This window comes from Nostoc sp., assembly GCF_036919815.1.
In the GTDB taxonomy this organism is placed as follows: domain Bacteria; phylum Cyanobacteriota; class Cyanobacteriia; order Cyanobacteriales; family Nostocaceae; genus Nostoc.
Window position 1 is genome coordinate 15,117 of record NZ_JBALCE010000097.1, and the last position, 21,886, is coordinate 37,002.

Consider the following 21,886-nt stretch of genomic DNA (forward strand, 5'->3'; position numbering starts at 1 on the left):
CAATGTGATTCAAGGTTATTTACATACCTTAATCCTAAGGCAATAAATAACCGTTCCTTTAGCAAAGAAGCCCTCACTAAAGAAATTAGGTTGTAAGTGGATTAGCCATAGAATGATTTAAAAATGTCAAATTAGAAACGCCAGAAAAAATTTGCCATTTCTAATTTTTGAGATTTCTTAGATGAGTAAGGCGGCTTGTTCTGCTTCACGTATCGATCGCATCACAGCACCCGCCGCGCGATCGCCCATTAGTTTCTCCTGGTCATATCCAAGCACCAGTTCCCACGCCTGAGCGGGATATCGTTCTGCCAAAGGCAAAGCTACATCATCCAACATCCAACGGCCGTGGCGTTCATCTTCCCTGATGTGCAGTTCCCAATAACCCATCGCCGCTTCTGAGAGTGAGAGTCGTTGCGCCGCCGCCAAATAGTTTTTGTAAGCCGCAGGGCCACCCACCTCAAAATATGTCAACGCGCCACTGTAACGTAGAAAATAGCGTTTGCGATCAGTGGTGAGAAAGTTATGATTATCGCAAGCCAAGACTTCCCAAGGTACCAAATCGAAGTATCCTTCTGGCTCAGTGTTCATCCCAAACTCAGCCAGCATTTGAGCAAAAAATGTCGAGTGCTTGCGGGATAAACGACCATTGCCGTATTCTTCTAGTAATACTCGCACCAGGGTACACTGCACTTCATTAGCAGCACCACCCAATACGTAGCAAAGACGACTACCTTCAACTAAGCCATCAAAGGAAGCGATCGCTAGCAAATGGCGATAGCCAACTTCCGTCATTTCCTCACGGATGTATCGGCTATCGTTTGACAAAGGCGGTTCTAAATCAGCAGATGCACGCTCAATTAAAGCTTGTTTGACATCCAATTGTTGCAGTGCTGTCACATTGATTTGTGCCAGTTCCCACTTTTGCCAAGCAGCTTCAATTTTGTCACGACATGAATACAAGTAAAGCGATCGCTCATTGGTATAGTGCCGCAAATCGTCATACCAAAACAGCTTTAGCCGATTAATTCGATAAAGTATCCGTTGCAGAAAACGGTGAGCCTCTGCATCAGAGCGATCGTCATGATAAGCGGCGCGAATTGCCATAGAGAGCGTCTGTTCAAACTCACTGGCTATTGCAGGTTCTACATCCAGTTGATTGTCCAAATCCTCCATTGCTAGCAGTTCTATAAATTGCTCCTCAGCACGCTCGTACTTGGTAATTGTTCTTTCTTCTGTCTGTCTGCTCTTTTTAGCAGCCCCAGCGTTAGGAAATATAACTAAATTGCTTTGCATGGAATCTTCGGTAGCTTTGGAAGAAAAGTGAGAAATTAGTTTCACCTATAATACTTAACATTCCACACAACGAGCTTTGTGTACCTCTTTCCCTGGTTATAAAGTAAAGATTAAGTCTACAGGAAGACAGGGCATTGGGCATTGGGCATTGGGCATTGGGCATTGGGCATTGGGCATTGGGCATTGGGCATTGGGCATTGGGCATGGGTTATTCCCCTTGTCTCCCTTATCCCCCTCATCTCCCTTATCCCCCCACTTCCCCTGCTCCCTACGGCGCTTCTGTCTCTTCCCCTGTTGCCTTACTTGGCGGAATCTCCTCAAGAGGAATCAGCGCTTCGATCACCGATTTCACAATTGGCGCAGCGACAGTAGAACCATAGGCACTTTCTCCTTTTGGCTCATCTACCAGTGCAAACACTACATACCGAGGAGATTCCACGGGCAAAATAGCTACAAAGCTGGTCATTCTCGCACCCTTGATGTAGCCGCCAGAGGGACTAGCTTTTTGAGCTGTACCAGTTTTACCAGCAATCCGATATCCCGGAATTTGTGCCACTTTGCCCGTGCCTTCAGTAACAACAGTTTCCATCATTTCTACAACCTTTTGCGCTGTTGCGGCAGAGAAAATTTGCCGGGGGATGGTGCGCGTGGGTGAATCATGCATCTGCCCTTTGCTATCAATCAGTCCCCGAACTATATGGGGTGTTACCAACTTACCGCCATTGGCTAAAGCACCGTGCATTTGCACTAGCTGTAACGGTGTCATGGAAAAGCCTTGTCCAAAGGAAGTAGTAGCTGCCTCAATTGGCGAAGCGATAAATTCTTCTTGACTTTTGAGCCGACCGCCAACTTCAAAAGGTAAATCTGTATCAACTTTTTGTCCTAGCCCCAAGCGTTCTAGCCAGTTGTAGTAGATTGAAGGCTTTAAGCGTTGGATAATTTGCACCATGCCAATGTTGCTAGAATGTTGGAGAATTTGAGCGATGTTGATCCGCCCGTAACCATTGTTCTCAGCATTTTTAATGGTGTAATTAGCTACTTGAATAGAGCCGGAGTCATTAAACATATCATCTGCTTTGATCACGCCATTTTCCAGAGCGATCGCCACATTCAAAGGTTTAAAAGTCGATCCCGGTTCATAAAGATCCGCTACCGTCCAGTTTTTAAATAGCGAAATATTAGCTTTAGCATATTCATTAGGATTATAGGTAGGTTCAGAAACCAGGGCGAGTAAGGAACCATCTAACGCATCCATTACAATTACCGCTCCCCGTTTGGCATCAAACTTCTGCATCTGTTGTTTAAGCGCAGTCCGAGCAATTCGTTGCAGACGGCTATCAATAGTTAATTGCAGTCGCAAATCATCAAAATGCAAAAAACCTTCAGGGGCATGATCAGGCATCACAGACCCATTACCCGACCGACTGAGCCGCACCGTTTGCACAGGACGTTCTAGCAACTTCTCTTGAGAGTATTCCACACCTGCTTGACCACGGCGGTCAACATTCACATAGCCCACCACGTCAGCAACCAAATCATCTGACGGGTAATATCGGGAGTATTTTTGAATCCACTCCAAGCCATTTAAGCGCAAAGAGATGACATGATCGATAATTTCTTGCGGTAGGGCAGGGGCAAGTATAATTCCGCTTTTTTTGCTTTGAAAAGTTTTCACCAATTCCGCAGGTTCTTTTGCCAAAATTGGCGCCAATCGCTCTGCCATATCTTCATTAGACTTATCAAACAGCTTGGGATGAGCGTACAAAGTGTATACAGGACGGTCAATTGCCAACAGATTACTATTGCGATCTAACACCGGGCGACGGGGCATAAAAGGTCGCAAACTTACCATTTGCTGGTTTCGTGCCTGCTCTGTTAACTTTATCCCCTTGACAATTTGGAGGTTATACAATTTCACACCCAACCCCAACCCTGATGCCATTAATACGCCCCAGACTATGAACAGTCGAGACTTAGTGTTGAATGTTTTGTCTTGGATATTAGAGGCTAATTTTCCCAAAAACCCTCGCTTATAACCTTTTTGTCCCCTTGTGAATCCTGGATTCCGAAACTTTCTGAATTTTGTTCTGCTTGGTGACTTCTGCATTGGGTTCGTCCTTTGTCATTTGTCATTTGTCATTTGCTACAAGTCGGAGTCCTAATGACAAATGACTAATGACTCTTAGCCTTTTACCAATTCTCCAAAATAAAGCTACAGATTTAAGAGTTAGAAACTCAGATTACAGCCTTTTTCATGTATTTGAACCATAATCTTCGCTAGGGGCGCACAGATGTGATTAGTGTCAGACTTCAGCCAAAACCATTTTAAAAACTCGTTCTGGCTGGAAATGCTGCTCATTGCGCTAGAGCCCCAAGTTAATAGGCAAAGCCTCAATCAGGGGCATTCCCAGTCGGACACTGGGAACAAGATAAACGAGGTAATGTGTCAAAACATTCTTGCTTACTAACTTTCACGTTAACTTCACACCAATGCACATCTGTTGCTCTACAGTATGGTTTAATTACCTGAAAATTGCTGCAAATCTGACTTTCTCAATTACGAATTACGTTAGCGCAGCGTTAGCGAGTCTTCTCCCTTCTCTACGAGACGCTCCGCGTTCGCGGAGCGTCTCGTAGAGAAGGCGCTAGCCTCTCCCTTTGGGAGAAGGGGAGACGCTAAGAGCGAACGAGCGTCATTACGAATTACGAATTAGATTAGTATCCTAATGGCGAGAGTCTTTGCTGTTGCGTTTGAGAATTTGGCGTTGTGTTAGACGATGCCGGTTTAAAACTATGAGATGCTGGAGGCAAAAAAATCATCCCTTGAGGAGTCGGTGATACCAGCCCTGCTGTTGGTTGTTCTGCTTCCTGAGCCATTTTATTTGTCAACGTCGCGTTGGTTGTCATTAGCAACTGCTCATGACGTTGGAGACCTTGCAGTCTGCGATATGACTGACTCCAAAGCTGTTGGGAATATACCGTCCAGCCATAAACAGCAAGTGTCGATGCTACTAACAAAAACGCCAAAACTGTTGAATAACCATGAAAGCTGTACAAGCGCAGCAACCACAAAGGTGCAGCTGCCGAATTAGGCATTGTGGGAAGGTTCCCACTCGACTGCTCATTAAGATTTGGCACTTGTCGTCTACCCAACTCTTTCACCGATTTGGGCATAACTGCCTCATTTGTGGGAGAAAGCGCGAGATTTTTCGAGGAACGCTGTTGTCTTTGAGAGGATACTGGTGTAGAAGCGCTCCCTGCTGTTGACTCCATACGTGCAGAGCGTCGCCTCCCTAAAGAAAGGATAGAATTTTGCCGGAACCAATTACCCCTTGTAGAAACAGCAGATTTACGAGCAACTACCATAATTTTTTTTAGATGGGAAATACTGTACTTTAGATTGACTATCTTGATTGTCTGTTTTTGCTGAGGTTAAAATATCTTCTCTGCAACAAGCACAGATAACAGACTACACCCTTTTAACTGTTATGATAGGTAACTGTACCAATGTTTGCATCCTCTAAATATTGCAATGTTTGCAATCAGCGATTAGCAACTGGACAGCTTCCCCTTTAGCTATCGCCCCTAAAGTATGGCTTCACAGGGCAGCAAAATGCAAGACTCTGTGAAAAAAATAAAATTTTTTGCTATGATAACTCGGATTACTAGAAAACTTAGTAATTTCCGTTTTGCTCCTGAGTTAAGAGAAACTAATCAGATGGCTGTATGAGATGTAATCCCAAAAAGAATACACCAAAGGATTGTTTTTTTAATTATGTAATCTCGCAGCCTTAAAAAAAAGCAATAAATACGGTATCGTATTCAACAGGCGAAAAATTGTACTAGCCACAATTGGTGAAAGAGGAGTTATGAAAACAAAAATCTTTGGTTTGGCTTTAATGTTAAGTCTGGCTGCAATTCTCGGAGCCTGCGATGGTGGTGGTGATGGTGCTGGTGCTGGTACCACTAGTACTCCTGCTGCTACAGGTGAACCAACTGATGCACCTCCTACGGGGTCTAGCCCTGCCGCTACTACAGCACCTACTCCCGCTACTACTCCCACAGTTACTCCTAAATAAGGCATCCTCAGCTTTAGTTTGAATGATGCCCAAAAGAGCTTAGTAACAACGCTCGTCACCACATAGCTAGAATTAATTAGGTTAACGTAATAAACCTGGATCTTTCTATCTCTTGGTGGCTCAGAGCCTAGAGTTTGCTGAAATCTCAGCTAAGTAGGGCAGCAAGTAGAGGACACTGGTGATCAGGGTTACGTCCTCAACCAAGTGTCCGCCTGAAATTCTCGCCTGACCGAACCTTGTTCCAAGTCCAAGGGAGTTGAGTTATATAAATCTAAACCATTTTGTGGGCAAGGCACTTCTCTGGTTTGGTATTTGGAATAGCTTAAATTCCTGAGTTTTCAGAGGATAAAACAATTCATTGCGATCGCTGGCAATTGCTCTTGAGCATTCCCTATAGTCTATTCCGGATCAGGAGAGACCTGGTAATGTCCCTTGATATTGCCAGATTTTTATTAGGAGAATTTGTAACTTTGGGCATAGGGAATGAGAAAAACAGATTTTCATCCGGCGTTGTGAAAGCAGTTGGGCAGATGGGGAGAGTTAAAGCGAGAAAGAATATACAATTACTGTGCTTAATTGTGATTACTACTACGTTAATTCTCTTAAGTAGCTATTGGGGATCAGCAGTAGTAGCTTTACCGCCAGCAGAAGATACACCAGAAGAAATATTACGCACTAAAATTATCATAGAAGCGCGATCGCCTATTGATGGAAAATTCCTCACAGCTGCCGAATATATCCAATTACAAGCGCAGTTGCAAGAAGCACCGCCACCAAAACTAGATCCGAAAATTCGGGAACAGATTTTCTTGCTTCGCTTACGTAAAACATTATTTCAGTTTTTCCCATTTTTAAATTTTTGATAATTACTCAAGGGTCAAATGTCAAGAGCTTTATCCCATCTTCCCCACCCCCCACTCCCCAATGCCCCATTCTGAGGTAGGATAACGGTGACGACAAAATTGCAAATAAATGTAAAGAATATATATAGATATTAAATAAGTAGATTTAGTCAATCACGTTATTTCACTTAGGTAGCTTCATGTCCATGACCACGATCGCCCCTGAACAGGTTAACAGCATCGTTTGGAATCAGCATAACGATCCCTTTGAAATACTAGGTTCTCATCCCATAGAACAAGATGGCAAAACTGTCTGGGCTGTGCGAGCCTATCTACCAAATGCAAGTGCCGCATGGGTGGTTCTTCCTGAACAACGCAAAGAATACCCGATGCAAACAGTGCATCATCCCCAGTTTTTTGAATGCACCATTGAAACCGCAGAACTAGCAAACTACCAGTTACGGATTAAAGAGGGTGAACATGAGCGTGTCATTTATGACCCTTACGCTTTCCGTTCTCCCCACTTGACAGACTTTGACTTGCATTTATTTAAAGAAGGGAACCATCACCGGATATACGAAAAACTGGGAGCGCACCCTACGGAAATAGACGGAGTTAAGGGCGTTTATTTTGCTGTTTGGGCACCCAACGCTCGTAATGTTTCATTGTTGGCAGATTTCAACCTCTGGGATGGGCGTAAAAACCAGATGCGTAAAGGCCGCACCGGGGTTTGGGAATTATTTATTCCTGAAATCGGTGTGGGAGAGCATTACAAATATGAAATCAAAAATTTTGAAGGACACATTTACGAAAAATCCGATCCCTACGGTTTCCAGCAGGAACCCCGCCCGAAAACGGCATCTATTGTCACTGATTTAAATACTTATAGTTGGGCTGATGAAGATTGGATGCAAAAGCGGCGTCGCTCTGATCCCCTGACTCAGCCCGTCTCAGTCTATGAAGTCCATTTAGGCTCTTGGTTACACGCTTCGAGTGCCGAACCAGCGAAACTCCCCAATGGTGAAACTGAACCTGTAGTTATCGTTTCCGAACTGAAGCCAGGCGCACGCTTCCTTACCTACCGGGAATTAGCTGACCGACTTATTCCCTATGTTAAAGAATTAGGATACACCCATCTAGAATTGCTGCCGATTGCGGAGCATCCCTTTGATGGTTCTTGGGGTTATCAAGTAACTGGATACTATGCCCCCACCTCCCGTTTTGGCAGCCCGGAAGATTTCATGTATTTTGTTGACAAATGTCACCAAAATGATCTAGGGGTAATTGTAGATTGGGTTCCCGGTCACTTCCCCAAGGATGGACATGGTTTAGCTTTCTTTGATGGTAGCCACCTCTACGAACACTCTGACCCCCGCAAGGGCGAACACAAAGGATGGGGTACTTTGGTGTTCAACTACGGTCGCCATGAAGTTAGTAATTTCTTAGCAGCAAATGCCCTCTTCTGGTTTGACAAGTACCACATTGACGGGATTCGTGTCGATGCTGTTGCCTCGATGCTCTATAACGACTATTGCCGCGAACCTGGAGAATGGCTGCCCAACAAGTACGGCGGCAGAGAAAACCTCGAAGCAGCAGATTTTCTGCGTCAGGTAAATCACATTATCTTTAGCTATTTCCCCGGTATTCTCTCAATTGCGGAAGAATCTACTTCCTGGCCAATGGTATCTTGGCCTACCTATACAGGCGGGCTGGGCTTTAACTTGAAGTGGGATATGGGGTGGATGCACGATATGCTGGATTACTTCAGCATGGACCCTTGGTTCCGTCAGTTCCACCAAAACAATATCACCTTTAGTATGTGGTACAACCACAGCGAGAACTTCATGCTAGCTCTATCCCACGATGAAGTGGTGCATGGTAAGAGCAATATCATCGGTAAAATGCCGGGGGATACATGGCAGAAGTTAGCGAATGTGCGTTGTTTATTTAGCTATATGTTTGCTCACCCAGGCAAGAAAACCATGTTTATGAGCATGGAGTTTGGGCAGTGGAGTGAATGGAATGATTGGACAGATTTACAGTGGGATTTATTGCAGCATGAAGCCCACCAACGGTTAAAAAGGTTTTTCCAGGATTTGAACCATCTCTACCGTTCTGAACCAGTTTTGTACACCCAGGATTTTGCCCAAGCAGGGTTTGAGTGGATTGACTGTAGCGATAATCGCCATAGTGTAGTTTCCTTCATCCGTCGTGACAAGGATTCTGATGATTTTGCGATCGTGGTTTGCAATTTTACACCGCAACCCCATTCACACTACCGCATTGGTGTACCACAAAAGGGATTTTATACCGAGTTATTCAATAGTGATGCGCGACCCTATGGCGGCAGTAATATGGGCAACTTAGGTGGTAAGTGGGCGGATGATTGGTCTTTGCACAGTCATCCCTATTCGCTAGATTTGTGTTTGCCACCTTTGGGTGTGTTGATTCTTAAGTTGGATAAGAAGAAGACTGCTGAGGTGATGGGATAACAATTTGGGGTGGGTATCGCCCACCCAGTTAAAAGTTGAAAGGGCGGTTAGAAACCACAACTACACAGACAAAACCCACCTCCGTGGGTTACAAGAAGCTTAATTTATCCGAACCGCCATCTCTACAACAGGCTTCTGCCAACGCGCAGCGTCTTGTAGAGAAGAATTCGTAGAGTGTGCATAAGTCCTAGTAACTTTAAACTCAATCAAAGTGCGATAAGTAGGTAGGCGTAATTAAATATAAGATCAAACCTCACCCTCAATCCCTCTCCTTATTAAGGAGAGGGAAGCCGGAGGCAGGGTGAGGTTTTATATTTAATTTGACCGCACGTTGCACATCCTCATGATTATCAGCAGTGGCACGGTCTTTGAGAATCGAGCGCATGTCCGGGTCTTCTTTGAAATTGCTGGCTAATGCTTCGATGGCTGCACCTCGCCCATTCTCATGATTATCAGCAGTGGCGCGGTCTTTGAGAATCGAGCGGGGGTTTTGTGGGATGGGCGTCTCGCCCGTCCATTGTATTTTGGGGCAGGTAAGATACCCACCCCACAAGATTCATCCCTAGATTCAGCAACGGCAGTAATTTATGCGAAGTCTTGAATTACTTAGTCCCCTTTTTCAGTTCTTGCCAGATTTCTCGCAATCGCTTCAAGTTAGGCGTATGACCACCATAACGCCAACTAACATAGGCTTGGCTAATCTCATCAATTACCTCAGCAGTTGCTAGGGCATGATGCTGGTATGAGACTGTGGCATACTCTAAGGGGGTTTGGGCTGGATGTTTGCCTAAACCTTTTTGGGTTGTCCATTGCAGCATTTGTTGATAAAGGCTTTCCATTGCTGGCAATTTCTTTAACCATCGACGGTTGCGCCACTCTCGCCACTGACCCCAACCCAGCCAACCCCAGAAAGCTGCTATAGTTGCCAAGATTAAGCCAGTTAATACGCCAAACCAACCTTGAGAGAATAAAGCTAAAAACCAAGCGATCGCTCTAATTATCCAACTCAATATTGTCTCAAATACATTATTTAACAAACCTGTCACCGGAGAGGGCAACCATCCAGCAACCCAGTGCCACAACTGGCGCAACACACTAAAACTGTGAGTGTCTTCAACAGATGGTGGTATCAGGGGATGATTAGGAATGGGGTCAAAGGCAAACCAACCATATTTAGGAAAATACACTTCCGTCATCGCATAAGCGTCAGTATTACGGACAACATACAGCCCTGTAAATGGATTAAATTCTCCGGCACTAAACCCCGCCACTAACCGCGCTGGAATGCCAATGGAACGCAACATCACCGTCAGAACTGTAGAGAAATGATCTGGATAGCCTCCTTTTTGCTTAAACAAAAAAGTTTCTACCAAGTCTTCTTTTTCATTCAAATAAGGCAATCCAAAGGGATTTTGGGGAACAGAGTAGTGTTGCTTCAGGTATTGAGCTAAGTAGAGAGCCTTTTCATAGGGTGAATCGAGGCTTTTAGAAAACTTTGTAACTCCGTCTTGATTGTAGTTAGCGAGAATTTCTTCAGTCTGTTGCCGGACTTTTTCGGCAATTTCGGGAGGGATTTGTAGATAATACTTTTTAATATGTTTTGGATAATTAGTAGAAGCTTTACCTAATAAAGTGCGATCGCGGTATGGTACTGCGGAAATTACTGTGTAGGTGAGTCCTTCTGATAATTCCACAGGCGATCGCAATCCATCTTCTTGATCAACAGCGATCAATGGTGTCGGAAAGTAAACTTCCTTGGGATAAGTCATCGCTGGAATTAGGTTAGGCAAATCCGACACCATTGTATAAGTTTGGACTACCTCTTGGGTTTTACCAGTAAGCACAGATGGATAAAGAAAAATTTGGTAAGACCAAGGCGATCGCCTGACAGTCGTAACATCTTCATTCCGGGAAACCTCCCATCCCTTACCTGTATAACGGTCAAATCCTAGTACTCGCCAAAAACCCTCAGCTTGCGATCGCACCCGCATTACAACCTTGGGTTTCATCTCACCGCGCAGATTTTGGTTAATTTGGCTATTAAAACCGTAATAAAAGTCATTATCTACTTTTCCGGGTTGACCAGTTTGGTTTTGCCCCGTACCACTACCTTGATTACTACCTTTACCTTGGCGGACATAACCAGGATTAATGATACTACGTCCTGTAAAATTACCTTTTACTTGAATTGCAGAACTTACCGGAAAATTCCGTAATTGATAGCCAGGGAATCGGGGTAAAATAGCAAAAATTGCCAGCCCCAGACCGACAATTAGTAAAAAATTCAGAATTAAAAATTTAAAATTAAGAGTTGAGGAATTCTTCTGATGGGATTTTTCTTTTTGAGTTTTTAATGGCTGCAAACCCAAACGTGAGCGATAATCTAATACTAAAGTTGGGAGAGCGATCGCTAAAAATAACAGCAACACAGGTGCAAATGCTAAAGTCTGACTTAGGGTTGCCGCCACACCTAATAAAATCACTCCTATAACAATCGAATAGCCCAAATCTTTGCGGCGGGGTGTATCAAAGCTGTGTAACACCTGTAGTTGAATTAATAACTCTGCCAAACTCAACCGCGTATCATTCAACTCCCCCACTACCCGCCCAAACAAAGCACCCAGTGCTACTAACATTCCGATGGCGATGCAGAATTTAACTGCAACATTAGCATCGCGGCGACGATAATAACTCCAAATCGCACCTATTGCACTCAGGGGTAACGCCCAAAAACTGAATGAAGTCTGGGCGGCGATATCTGTCGCCACAATTCCCAAAATAACCAACGCTAGCACCAGCACCCGCAAGAAAATTGAATCTTCCACTTCTATCAAACGCGACCCGTGCGGATTTCGCCGCCAGAAATTACCTACAGGCAGAGGCCAAAACCGATTTATTCTGGATAAGTTAAACATTTGAGTTTAAAGGAAGCAATGATGTAGATGCAACGGACACAATACCGGAGACGTAATTGCCTACCTTACTACTGTGTCAAATAAAAAATGAAATGATTGATCGGGGGAGACACGGTGAGAAAACAAGACGCCAGAACGCGGAGAAATTATCAAATACTCTCTCCGTGTCCTCGCGTCTTTGTGTCTTTGTAATAACTGCTTCTCGTAGACACCCTAATGACCGCCTGTTGAAAAATAAGATAAGCTTCAAAAGCAGGAAAATCCTCTTAATATATATTGGCGTTGATCGACGTAGTGTGCTAGCGGTGGCGATTTAAACTAAATCGTGAGACTAATGACAAACAACAACGACTGTTGGTCTATTTCTGGAAACTCAACTTCCAGGGTATAACTTGGGTGAAGTTGTTCACAGCCTAACTCTACACTTAAGTATCCCGAAGTCGAAGATGTTGTCATTGCTAAGGTGCCACTTCCCCGCAACGTCAAAGTTCCTTTAACGGGTAACTCAGCTTGAACAAGTAACTTCGTAAGTTTACCTAGAGACTGGTATTCTACTTTGATGTTCAAAGTACCAACACTCGTTAGCCATTGTCTTTCTACCACTGGGCTGGTTGCTGAAACTGGTAGAGTCAAATTTTCCAGCAGTTGTTTAGCTGCTAGCAACGACAAAGCCATCTGTTGGCGCGGTTGTAAATCTGAGTAATCGCTCTGAAGATTGGGCAGTGTCTCCAAAGTATTTACAGACCGATAGGTGCTTCTTAGCACCAATCCAGCTATATCGTTTAGTGCTTGAGAGTCGTTGGGAAAAAAGTTCTCCACCGCTTGAACTAATTTTGCCCCCAGAGGCACTGAAGATGTAACCAACGCCTGACACTGTTCTAGCAATTGCCGGAAAACTCTCTCCGGTAAGGGACGCGGTAGGTTCAACTTCGATTGTTGTACCATCCACCCCCAGGTAGGGACGAGTGTCATTGACGGCTCATCAATAAAATCGGGATACTCGATTAAGTGTGTTTCCCAAGGAAACAACGGAGGGTGGTCTTGGACTTGGATTTGTAACCGACGCTTAAGGACGGCTTGGAAACGATCTTGCACAGTAGGAATTTCTCCCAATTGAAAGGTCTGGGGCTTTCCTCCCAATTCTGGCTCACTGCTTTTTGAAGCAGTGGCTTCCTTGAGGAGGTTTTTTACCCCGTCATTTTCCTCACATTCTACCGATTCCTCGTTAGTTTTGACATTATCTGTCAATAACCAATCGAGACACTGGTGTTGTAAGGATTCTGAGTCACTATTCATGAGTAGATGCACCTGATCCGGATACTAATGAGTTACGAATTTCCCAAGCTTGTTCAAGAATCTTAAACCACCGTTTTTGAAGTTGTGCCATTGACAGCCCTAAAGTTTTTGCTATTTTTTCATCGGCTTGTCCTTGTTGCTTCAACTCTAGTAAAGACCGTTGCTTATTGTCCAGCTGTGCTGTGTATACTTGCCATTGCTGGGGAGTTAAGCCCAAATTGGTGTGCAAAGAAGCTTCCAGCCATTCGTGAACTAATTCCCAACGGTGCAACAAGGCAAACCGAATTAAATGATACTTAAAGCGCTGTTGCAAATAATCTCTCTGACGAGGGGTTAAACCTAAAACCGACTCAATTTCCTGTGCTGATAAATCCTGGAGGCGCAGAGAAAAGTAATCAGCGCAGTCAGATTGTTGCCGTTGTTCGAGATAAGTCATTAATTCTGTAACGACAACGGAGCGCAAGGTGTCTTCTTCGGGTTCGGGTTCGACTTGCGTTGCCATTGTGGAGCGCAATTGGTAAACTGCTGGTTCTTCCCAAGAACCGTCGGCTTCACTATTGCTACCTTCTGCGGCTTGTTCTATATCTACGCTGGTTTCTGGGGGCTGGTGTTGGGAAAAAGTTTGCGCCCGCAGAATAATTAGCTGCTGCTGACGGCCTGGTAAGGGAATGCGTCGCTTGCCGTAGCGCTCGGTGAATGCCATATACTCAGACAATTCTAAAAGTGTCTGAGGGCGATAAGTGGCATCGAGTTGATTTTCTCGCCGGAAAGCGTTCAATGCCTCTAGATAAAAACTCTGGAGGAAATCTTCAATTATAGTCAGCCGCCCTTGATAGCTCAATTGCTTCTGAGGGGGATTAATGTATCGATAAACGATCGCACTCAGAGTACTGTGTAATTCTACCCTGCCCCGATTTGAACCCAATTGATAGTACCTGAGACACTGTTGCAGCCGATGCCGAGCTAGAGTCATCGCCGAGCTTTCTACAGTTCCAGAAGCTTGGATACGTTTGCTTTCATGACAAATCCGATAGACTTCGGTGGTAATACGTGTTGCGACATCGTGGCAATTTTGTGCCGAAGCTTTGGTTGACTGCTGAAACTCCCTGGACAGGAGTTGAAAGATCACCTCCACGCCTTTAGAATTTTCTCCCAGAATATTTGCAGATGGAATAGTTGCGGTTGCGGCTAAATTCATAGTCTCAGTTTTCAAAAGACCCTAACGTTTTTAAATACAACCTGTACGACTGTGGGTATTGGCTTTTTTGGTTTTACGTATAAGCTAAACGCAGACCAATCCTATATTTAGGATGTGGCTGATTTTATTATTCCCAACTTTGATGGGATTGTTCACACTTTGATAGATGTTATTGCCATTACCCAGGAGCCGTATACAAGTCATTATGGATTTAGAAGCACAAATTCAATTGCTGATTGACAATGCACCCCGCGATGGTATGACACCACATCTTGTTCAAGCAATTGCTCCTGCTCTTAGAGCGATCGCTCAAAAATTACGCTACTCCCACTACTATATTCTCCAAAATTCGGAGGCAAGTTGGGTTTTAACTACATTAAGCAATCGTGCTAATCCAGGATTGGAAAAGCGTGTTATCTACGCTTTCCCTACCATACAGGATGTCTCTCTAATTTCCCCTGCTGGGCTTGACCCTCAAATGCTAGCTGAAATTGTTCCTGTAACCCATATTTTGTTCCAAATGGTGGCATTAGAACCCGTAGATAGTATTGTTTTTTTGGAAACGCCGGGTCAGACCACCCATACCGTTGAAGTTCGGCGAACTGAACTAGAAAAACTCATGCAACAAGAGTTGCGACAACAGCGATCGCCTAAACAGATACCCCCTGATATTGCATAGAAAAATTTTGGATGTAGGATTTTTTAGATACAATCCCACATCCAAAATCTTAAATCTCAAATTACTTTAAAAAAGTTTTCTAAATCAAGGAAAAAATAAATTTTTTCTTTCACTTACACCACACGACTGGCTCAATTCTTGATGAAACCTAAAATTTCTTAAAAAACAGTTCTCAGTGAACATTTTTCCGTTTTAAAATTTTAGTTTCCCAGTGAACAGAGTCTCAGACTTAAGAACTTCTAAATAAAATAGGACTTACGCAAGAGGTAGGGAATAACGTAGACGCTTCGGCTTGCCGCAGGCTACCACAGAGGCGCAGAGAACACGGAGAAATCAAAGGCAAAGAGATATTTGGCGTAAGTCCTATAAAATAATCTCTCTCCTCTTAGGAAAGAGATTATAATTTTCTTTTCTCATGCCAATGCTGAAGCTTGGGGTTTAGCAAAAATCATCCGTCCTGCTGTAGTTTGTAAAGCACTAGTGACTACTACCCGCAGTTCACCACCCACATAATTGCTACCTTCTTCGACAACAACCATTGTGCCGTCATCTAGGTAGCCAATGCCTTGACTGGGTTCTTTACCTTCCTTGAGAATTTTCAAATCAAGGTTGTCACCAGGTAAATAACTGGGACGGACGGCATTCACTAAGTCATTTACATTCAAAACAGGTACTTTCTGGACACTGGCAACTTTGGATAAGTTGTAGTCGTTGGTTAGCAGTGTGCCGCTAATTTCTTGGGCAAAGCGCACTAACTTGGCATCGACTGTGGGAATATCTTCGTAGTCAACTGTATTAATCAGGATGCGATCGGGATACTCTTCCTTAATGCGGTTGAGAATTTCTAGTCCTCGTCTTCCCCGCACCCGCTTTTGGTCTTTGCTAGCATCCGCTACTTGTTGCAGTTCTTGTAAGACAAACTGCGGCACGAGAATTTGTCCTTCCAAAAACCCTGTTTCTAGTAAAGCTTCAATGCGACCATCAATAATGCAACTGGTATCTAAAACTTTGGTATTGGCGGGTTTTAGCGTTCCTTCTGCTACCATCGATTCGACAGTGTTGGGATTAATGAACCGCAATAAGCCTCGCCCGTGGGTATCTGCCAAATTCATCCCAGTAACGGAGAGGATAATACTGCCGACAACTGCCACCAGTGGCTTAATAAATCCAAAATTTGCTGGTATAGGTAGTAAAAAGAGTGGGGCTAGCATCAGGTTAGCTAGCAATAGCCCAATCACTAAGCCAATGGCACGAGTTAAGATCACTTCCAGAGGCATTTCTTTGATTTGTGATTCTAGGCGACGATATGTCGTCTGGAAACTCAGCCCGATCGCACCACCAATAATCGCGGCAAAGACGGCAACAACTAAGCGTAAAGCTTCAAGATTTGTTACCTGATCTAGCGTGCTATTGGGTAGTAGTTCAATGCTGTAGAACCCTATTCCCGACGCTGCTAGGATAAATGAGAGAATAATAATGGCGTCAAGCATGGTTGTCTTGTTTTCCTACAACTGTGTTTACCGATAAAGTTAAGTATTTTTTATTTCATCGGTAAGATAAACTAATCAATATTGACCCTTCGGCTTCTCTACGAGACGCTACGCGAACCCTCAGGGTCAACAGTTCGGCTTCGCTCACTGTTGACTTACACTAAGGGTTTAGTAGGGCAATATCTGCAATTATTATAACGAAAGGCTTTTATCTTAATATTTTTGATCATCTTATTGTAAAAGGACAAAAACTTGTAAATAAACGACTCATTTTCATTGTCTCTAATTCGCAGTTGGGTTAACTTAAAAATTTTCTCAAAATGAGTCAAAAATTTAGTATTTCGGGAATTGCGAGTTCTGCTTATGTGCATATTCCCTTTTGCAGACGGCGGTGTTTTTATTGTGATTTCCCGGTGTCTGTTGTGGGCGATCGCTTGCGGGGCGAAACATCTGGTACTATCTCCCAATATGTTGAGGTGCTATGTAAAGAAATTGCCATGACACCAGCATTTGGTCAACCCCTGAAGACAATTTTCTTTGGTGGTGGTACTCCTTCGCTGCTATCAATAGAGCAGTTACAAGGTATAGTGACAGAGCTAGAGAAGCATTTTGGGATTGCGTCTGGGGCAGAAATTTCTATGGAAATCGACCCAGGCACCTTTGATTTAGCACATATAGCAGGCTATCGCAGTGCAGGCGTGAACCGGGTAAGTTTAGGTCTACAAGCCTTTCAAGCAGAATTATTGCAAACGGCGGGGCGATCGCACTCAGTCGAAGATATATTTGCAGCAGTGGAACTAATCCACCAAGTCGAGATTCCCGAATTTAGTTTAGACTTAATTTCCGGGTTGCCGCATCAGTCTTTGGCTCAATGGCAAGATTCCCTAGCAAAAGCGGTGGCGCTTGTACCAACTCACATTTCCATCTATGATCTTACCATTGAGCCAGGTACAGCCTTTGGTCGTTATTACAAACCTGGTGATACTCCTTTGCCCACGGATGAAGTCACAGTCAAAATGTACCAGATAGGGCAGCAGGTTTTGACTGATGCAGGTTACGAACATTATGAAATTTCCAATTATGCCCAACCTGGCCATCAGTGTCGGCATAATCGAGTTTATTGGGAAAACCGCCCTTATTATGGCTTTGGTATGGGTGCAGCGAGTTATGTTAACGGGAAACGCTTTACTCGTCCGCGTAAAACTAGGGAGTATTACCAGTGGGTACAAGCTGGCGGTGTGATTGATTGTGATGTGACTCCCCCAAAGGAAGTATTGTTAGAAACGTTAATGTTGGGGTTGCGTTTGGCGGAGGGTGTGAATTTGGCGGCGTTGGCGGAAGCTTATGGGAAAGAGAAAGTGGAGGAAATTTGCAGATGTTTGCAACCATACGTTGATCAAGGTTGGGTGGAAATTGGTGGGGGAAGGTTGCGTTTGATTGATCCACAAGGTTTTTTGTTTTCTAATGTGGTGTTGGCGGAGTTGTTTGAAAAGTTGGGGTGACGATCCATTTATGCAGAAAAATAAAGTTAGAAAAGCTGTGATTCCGGTGGCTGGTTTTGGGACTCGGTTATTTCCAGCTACCAAAGTTGTCAAAAAAGAACTTTTCCCGATTATTGATCGAGATGGTAGGGCAAAACCTGTGATTATCGCAATTATTGAAGAGGCAATCAGTGCTGGAATTGCAGAAGTAGCGATCGTGGTACAGCCAGATGACAAAGAAATATTTGAAGATTTATTGAAAAATCCACCCAAAAAAGAACTTTTAAATAAACTTTCACCACAAAATCAAGAATATAGCCAATATTTGCAAGATTTAGGCAAGAGAATTACCATTTTATTGCAAGAGGAGCAATTAGGCTATGGTCATGCGGTATTTTGTGCCCAGGATTGGGTACAAAATGAGCCGTTTCTATTAATGTTGGGCGACCACATTTATGCATCTGACATTGAAAAATCTTGTGCTCATCAAGTTTTAGATGTTTACGAACAAGTTAATCAAAGCGTTGTGAGTTTAACTACAATGCCAGCAGAGATTATTCATAAAGCTGGGTGTGTAACGGGAGTTTGGCTAGAGTTAAACTCGATTTTGTCAGTTACACAACTCTATGAAAAACCTACCATTGAGTATGCACAACAGCATTTGCGTGTAGAGGGAATGGCAGAAAATGACTTTTTAGGTATATTTGGCTTATATTTACTAACTCCGAAAATTTTTGACTTTCTCGCAGAACACATCAATATAAATTTCCGAGAACGAGGTGAATTTCAGTTAACATCCTGTCTGGAAAGATTGCGTAAAGAAGAGGGAATGACCGGATATGTTGTTAAAGGTAAGTGTTTTGATACAGGTTTGCCAGATGCTTATCGCCAAACAATGATTGATTTTAGAAATTTCTAAATTAATCTTAGTTCAAAAAGTCGCTTGCTCTGAAAAAGGAATAATGTTTTTTAGACATCTCCACCAATAAATTGAGTTACTAGTAGCCATTAATTACGAATTACGAATTACAAATTATGAATTATTTTGCAACGGTTGCTCGCGGATTAGAAACCCTTGCGGCTCAAGAGTTAGAGCAACTGGGTGCCCATTCCGTAGAGCCAGGGTTTTGCGGTGTAGCCTTTGAGGGCGATCGCACTCTACTTTATCGCGTCAACCTCTGGGCTAGGCTACCATTCCGAATCTTGGTGAATATCCATGACTTTCCATGCCTTGATGCTGAGGATCTCTATCGCGGTATCCAGAGCATCGATTGGCAAAACTATCTTACGCCAGACATGACCCTGGCGGTAACTACCACAGGCAAAAACGATCGCCTCAATCACACCCACTTCACATCTCTCCAGATCAAAAATGCGATCGTTGACCAGCAGCAGGAAAATCTGGGCGAACGTTCAAATGTAGAGCTTCATGACCCAGATGTGCGGATCAATGTTCATATTGAACGCGATTTTTGTACCGTCAAACTCGACAGTTCTGGAAATAGTTTACACCGCCGAGGCTACCGTCCTGCGGTTGGAGTAGCCCCTCTCAAGGAATCTCTGGCTGCTGCTCTAATTCAGCTTTCGGGCTGGCAGCCAGACCAGATGTTCTATGATCCTCTCTGTGGATCTGGCACCTTACCCCTGGAAGCTAGCTTAAAGGCACTTAACATCGCACCAGGGCTATTTCGGGATTGCTTTGGATTTGAAAATTGGCTCGATTTTGACCTGCCCCTTTTAGAAAAACTGCTCCAAGAAGCTAAAGACAGCCAACTGGATACCCTAACTGCGCCTATTTGGGGAAGCGATCGCGATGAAAATATAATTGAGCAAGCGATTAACAATGCCCAAAACTGCGGCGTTGATAACCATGTCTGGTTTTCTCAAATGGAACTTGCCGATGTTGTCGCCCCCGCAGACAGTGGGGTTTTATTCTGCAATCCACCCTATGGTGAACGGCTGGGGCGAGATAGTGATTTAGGGGCGTTCTATAAACTTTTGGGCGATGTCCTAAAACAACGCTTCAAAGGCTGGACTGCGTTTGTGCTGAGTGGCAACAAAGAACTATCTCAATCGATTGGACTAAAATCATCCCAGAGGATTGCGGTGTACAACGGAACGTTGCCCTGTCAGTTAATGAAATATGATCTGTACTAAGGCAATCCTAAAAAATAAATTCTTCAATATTAGTAGGGTGGAATGTCACTTACTAAATCGCTGGATCTAGGCAGCAACTTTTGCTTAAGTAAGTACCATTTCACCCTACACTTACAACTGAGAGATTTTTTTAATTGCAAGTCCCTAAGTAAGTGCCATTCCACCCTACACCTAAATCCCCGCTTTCGACCTGAGAACTGATAACTGACTTAATAGAGGCGACTCAGTGTGTACTCAGCTATGTTAATTAATGCCTGATGGGATTCTGAGGGTGGGAGAACTGCAAGATGTTCAATTGCTAACTTAGCATGGTCAGCAGCTAACTCTCGCGCCTGCTGTATACCTTCACTATCTTTAATTAGTTCCAGTGCTTGCTCTAAATCCCCATCTTGGGCAAACTCTCGATCAATCAGCACTTCCAAAGATGGTTTTTGGGCTAAAGCAAATAAAACGGGTGCAGTCAGATTACCACTTTTGAGATCCGACCCCACTGGTTTACCCAAGGCATCTGTTGTACTAGTGAAATCTAGAATGTCATCAACAATTTGAAATGCTATACCAAAATGACGACCGTAGCTATACATATGCTCAACAGTTTCTCGTGAAACTTCACTGAGTAACCCAGCAGCTTTAGAACTGTTGGCGATTAACGAAGCTGTTTTGTAATAACTCTTCTGGAGGTAAGTTTCAATAGAGATACTAACATCAAAACGATTCAGTCCCTGCTGGATCTCCCCAGTAGCCAGATCCATAATCACTTCTGAGAGCAGTTTCACCACCTCCAAATTGTCCAAGTTTGCTAAATACCAAGACGATTGGGCAAAGAGAAAATCTCCTGCTAATATCGCAATGCGGTTCCCGAACAAACTATGAACGGTGGGAACGCCTCGCCGCACGTCTGATTCATCTAGCACATCGTCATGTACCAAGCTGGCTGTGTGAATCATTTCTGTAATCTCAGCAAGGCGGCGGTGACGCGGCGTAATGTCTTGTTCTAACATTGTTGCCCGCGACATTAACAGGACAATTGCTGGTCTAATACGCTTTCCCCCAGCTCCGAATAAATGTTCGGCTGCTGCAAACAAAATGGGGTGGCGATTTCCAACTAGCTGTTTTAGGTTATCTGCTAGTAGTCGCAGGTCTGTTTCCACAGGGGTAAACAGGGAGGTGGCTGGGGTCATGGATGGGCGGACTCTGGCTTAGGTTACGAAAGTTTACATATCCTACACTCATTTTAAGATAACGCTGTGCCAGTGCAAAGTTTTCATAAAGTAATCCCATATTTATGAGTATATGGGTGATAATTAAGCTTGATAGTGGTTATGTCAATAAGCAATTATGCTTTATTATTGGAAATTTCGGTTTTAAACTAATTTAAAACAGGAATTCTCAGTAGATGGAAATAAATATAAGCTTAAATTGTGTTAAGTAATTTCCTAGTCCACGTTTCCCCCCACAGATTAAAACGTAATTTAAGCAATATTACTTATTGACAAAATGGATACAATTTAAATTTTTCGGCAATGGGTAAGACTAAATTTCTCCAAGACTGAAGTGCAGCTATTCAAAAAATTTGAAATTTAGCATCAAACTGGGCTTAAAATTCCGAGTCCTTGTGTTAGGCTAAAATATAGGAATTTTAAATTTTTCAGATATTCACACACCAAAGTCAAGTCAGCTAATAGTTGATTTTACTAGCTTGGTGATGTAAGTCTAAAATAACTACTCGTAGCTTAGATTAAGGAAATAATTCCTTTTATTTTTCCTACGATCAGCGAAACTCCTGATTTGGAGCTATGCGATATGCCTATGGAAAGCCGCTACACGTCTTCAGCGCACGTTTAGCGCAAGCATTGCTCTTTTCACATCAGTTTGAGCAAAAATAAAACAGATAAAGTAGACACCTGAGAATCGGAGTTTTAGATTGCCAAATGGCAAGCTAACTACTATGGTATCTATGGTCT

At 43.6% G+C, this 21,886-nt stretch carries 15 protein-coding genes; 7 read left to right on the forward strand and 8 right to left on the reverse strand.

The window, feature by feature from the left end:
* Positions 1-177: 177 nt before the first annotated feature.
* From V7K15_RS23045 to V7K15_RS23055, 3 genes are all read right to left on the reverse strand, one after another.
* Entirely contained in the window at positions 178-1,293 is a 1,116-nt protein-coding gene (locus tag V7K15_RS23045) for an iron-containing redox enzyme family protein (protein WP_334909212.1), read from the reverse strand.
* 268 nt (positions 1,294-1,561) lie between these two features.
* The gene (locus V7K15_RS23050; protein WP_334909141.1) at positions 1,562-3,400 is read right to left on the reverse strand and encodes a peptidoglycan D,D-transpeptidase FtsI family protein; all 1,839 of its coding nucleotides are present in this window, start codon (positions 3,398-3,400) and stop codon (positions 1,562-1,564) included.
* Positions 3,401-4,008: 608 nt separating this feature from the next.
* Entirely contained in the window at positions 4,009-4,659 is a 651-nt protein-coding gene (locus tag V7K15_RS23055) for a hypothetical protein (protein WP_334909143.1), read from the reverse strand.
* Between the two features lie 503 nt (positions 4,660-5,162).
* Here V7K15_RS23055 and V7K15_RS23060 point away from each other — a divergent pair.
* The 3 genes from V7K15_RS23060 (at position 5,163) to glgB (ending at position 8,706) form a co-directional block, all read left to right on the forward strand.
* Positions 5,163-5,372 carry a hypothetical protein gene (locus tag V7K15_RS23060; protein ID WP_334909145.1) on the forward strand — a complete coding sequence of 70 codons (210 nt, stop codon included), beginning with the start codon at positions 5,163-5,165 and terminating at the stop codon, positions 5,370-5,372.
* Positions 5,373-5,902: 530 nt separating this feature from the next.
* Positions 5,903-6,235: a hypothetical protein gene (locus V7K15_RS23065; RefSeq protein WP_334909214.1), complete on the forward strand. Its 333-nt coding sequence runs from the start codon at positions 5,903-5,905 to the stop codon at positions 6,233-6,235.
* A gap of 179 nt (positions 6,236-6,414) precedes the next feature.
* The gene (glgB, locus tag V7K15_RS23070) at positions 6,415-8,706 is read left to right on the forward strand and encodes a 1,4-alpha-glucan branching enzyme (RefSeq protein ID WP_334909147.1); all 2,292 of its coding nucleotides are present in this window, start codon (positions 6,415-6,417) and stop codon (positions 8,704-8,706) included.
* 602 nt (positions 8,707-9,308) lie between these two features.
* On the opposite strand, the gene V7K15_RS23075 is transcribed toward glgB, so the two are convergent.
* From V7K15_RS23075 to hetZ, 3 genes are all read right to left on the reverse strand, one after another.
* The gene (locus tag V7K15_RS23075) at positions 9,309-11,621 is read right to left on the reverse strand and encodes a transglutaminase TgpA family protein (protein WP_334909149.1); all 2,313 of its coding nucleotides are present in this window, start codon (positions 11,619-11,621) and stop codon (positions 9,309-9,311) included.
* 318 nt (positions 11,622-11,939) lie between these two features.
* Complete coding sequence (locus V7K15_RS23080; protein WP_334909151.1) at positions 11,940-12,917, reverse strand: PatU; 978 nt, start codon at positions 12,915-12,917, stop codon at positions 11,940-11,942.
* Positions 12,910-14,115 carry a heterocyst differentiation protein HetZ gene (gene hetZ, locus V7K15_RS23085; protein ID WP_334909153.1) on the reverse strand — a complete coding sequence of 402 codons (1,206 nt, stop codon included), beginning with the start codon at positions 14,113-14,115 and terminating at the stop codon, positions 12,910-12,912. The genes V7K15_RS23080 and hetZ overlap by 8 nt, the downstream gene beginning before the upstream one ends.
* Before the next feature lie 205 nt (positions 14,116-14,320).
* On the opposite strand from hetZ, the gene V7K15_RS23090 reads away from it, so the two are divergent.
* Positions 14,321-14,794, forward strand: coding sequence for a hypothetical protein (locus V7K15_RS23090; RefSeq protein WP_334909155.1), 474 nt, complete (start codon positions 14,321-14,323; stop codon positions 14,792-14,794).
* A gap of 413 nt (positions 14,795-15,207) precedes the next feature.
* On the opposite strand, the gene V7K15_RS23095 is transcribed toward V7K15_RS23090, so the two are convergent.
* Complete coding sequence (locus V7K15_RS23095) at positions 15,208-16,284, reverse strand: PIN/TRAM domain-containing protein (protein WP_334909156.1); 1,077 nt, start codon at positions 16,282-16,284, stop codon at positions 15,208-15,210.
* A 320-nt stretch (positions 16,285-16,604) separates the two neighbouring features.
* Between V7K15_RS23095 and hemW the strand changes: the two genes are divergently transcribed.
* The 3 genes from hemW to V7K15_RS23110 all read left to right on the forward strand — a co-directional run bounded on the left by hemW (position 16,605) and on the right by V7K15_RS23110 (position 19,922).
* Positions 16,605-17,786, forward strand: a complete 1,182-nt coding sequence (gene hemW / locus V7K15_RS23100; protein ID WP_334909158.1) for a radical SAM family heme chaperone HemW — start codon at positions 16,605-16,607, stop codon at positions 17,784-17,786.
* A gap of 10 nt (positions 17,787-17,796) precedes the next feature.
* Complete coding sequence (locus V7K15_RS23105) at positions 17,797-18,684, forward strand: UTP--glucose-1-phosphate uridylyltransferase (RefSeq protein WP_334909160.1); 888 nt, start codon at positions 17,797-17,799, stop codon at positions 18,682-18,684.
* A 116-nt stretch (positions 18,685-18,800) separates the two neighbouring features.
* The gene (locus V7K15_RS23110) at positions 18,801-19,922 is read left to right on the forward strand and encodes a THUMP domain-containing class I SAM-dependent RNA methyltransferase (RefSeq protein WP_334909162.1); all 1,122 of its coding nucleotides are present in this window, start codon (positions 18,801-18,803) and stop codon (positions 19,920-19,922) included.
* Positions 19,923-20,131: 209 nt separating this feature from the next.
* On the opposite strand, the gene sds is transcribed toward V7K15_RS23110, so the two are convergent.
* Positions 20,132-21,103 (reverse strand): solanesyl diphosphate synthase, encoded by a 972-nt coding sequence (sds, locus tag V7K15_RS23115; protein ID WP_334909164.1) that lies wholly within the window; start codon positions 21,101-21,103, stop codon positions 20,132-20,134.
* Positions 21,104-21,886 lie beyond the last annotated feature (783 nt).

Excerpts from the sequence above, each read along its gene's own strand:
- V7K15_RS23045 (WP_334909212.1), bottom strand. The coding sequence starts at position 1,293 with ATGCAAAGCAATTTAGTTATATTTCCTAACGCTGGGGCTGCTAAAAAG.
- V7K15_RS23050 (WP_334909141.1), bottom strand. The coding sequence starts at position 3,400 with ATGCAGAAGTCACCAAGCAGAACAAAATTCAGAAAGTTTCGGAATCCA.
- V7K15_RS23055 (WP_334909143.1), bottom strand. The coding sequence starts at position 4,659 with ATGGTAGTTGCTCGTAAATCTGCTGTTTCTACAAGGGGTAATTGGTTC.
- V7K15_RS23060 (WP_334909145.1), top strand. The coding sequence starts at position 5,163 with ATGAAAACAAAAATCTTTGGTTTGGCTTTAATGTTAAGTCTGGCTGCA.
- V7K15_RS23065 (WP_334909214.1), top strand. The coding sequence starts at position 5,903 with ATGGGGAGAGTTAAAGCGAGAAAGAATATACAATTACTGTGCTTAATT.
- glgB (WP_334909147.1), top strand. The coding sequence starts at position 6,415 with ATGTCCATGACCACGATCGCCCCTGAACAGGTTAACAGCATCGTTTGG.
- V7K15_RS23075 (WP_334909149.1), bottom strand. The coding sequence starts at position 11,621 with ATGTTTAACTTATCCAGAATAAATCGGTTTTGGCCTCTGCCTGTAGGT.
- V7K15_RS23080 (WP_334909151.1), bottom strand. The coding sequence starts at position 12,917 with ATGAATAGTGACTCAGAATCCTTACAACACCAGTGTCTCGATTGGTTA.
- hetZ (WP_334909153.1), bottom strand. The coding sequence starts at position 14,115 with ATGAATTTAGCCGCAACCGCAACTATTCCATCTGCAAATATTCTGGGA.
- V7K15_RS23090 (WP_334909155.1), top strand. The coding sequence starts at position 14,321 with ATGGATTTAGAAGCACAAATTCAATTGCTGATTGACAATGCACCCCGC.
- V7K15_RS23095 (WP_334909156.1), bottom strand. The coding sequence starts at position 16,284 with ATGCTTGACGCCATTATTATTCTCTCATTTATCCTAGCAGCGTCGGGA.
- hemW (WP_334909158.1), top strand. The coding sequence starts at position 16,605 with ATGAGTCAAAAATTTAGTATTTCGGGAATTGCGAGTTCTGCTTATGTG.
- V7K15_RS23105 (WP_334909160.1), top strand. The coding sequence starts at position 17,797 with ATGCAGAAAAATAAAGTTAGAAAAGCTGTGATTCCGGTGGCTGGTTTT.
- V7K15_RS23110 (WP_334909162.1), top strand. The coding sequence starts at position 18,801 with ATGAATTATTTTGCAACGGTTGCTCGCGGATTAGAAACCCTTGCGGCT.
- sds (WP_334909164.1), bottom strand. The coding sequence starts at position 21,103 with ATGACCCCAGCCACCTCCCTGTTTACCCCTGTGGAAACAGACCTGCGA.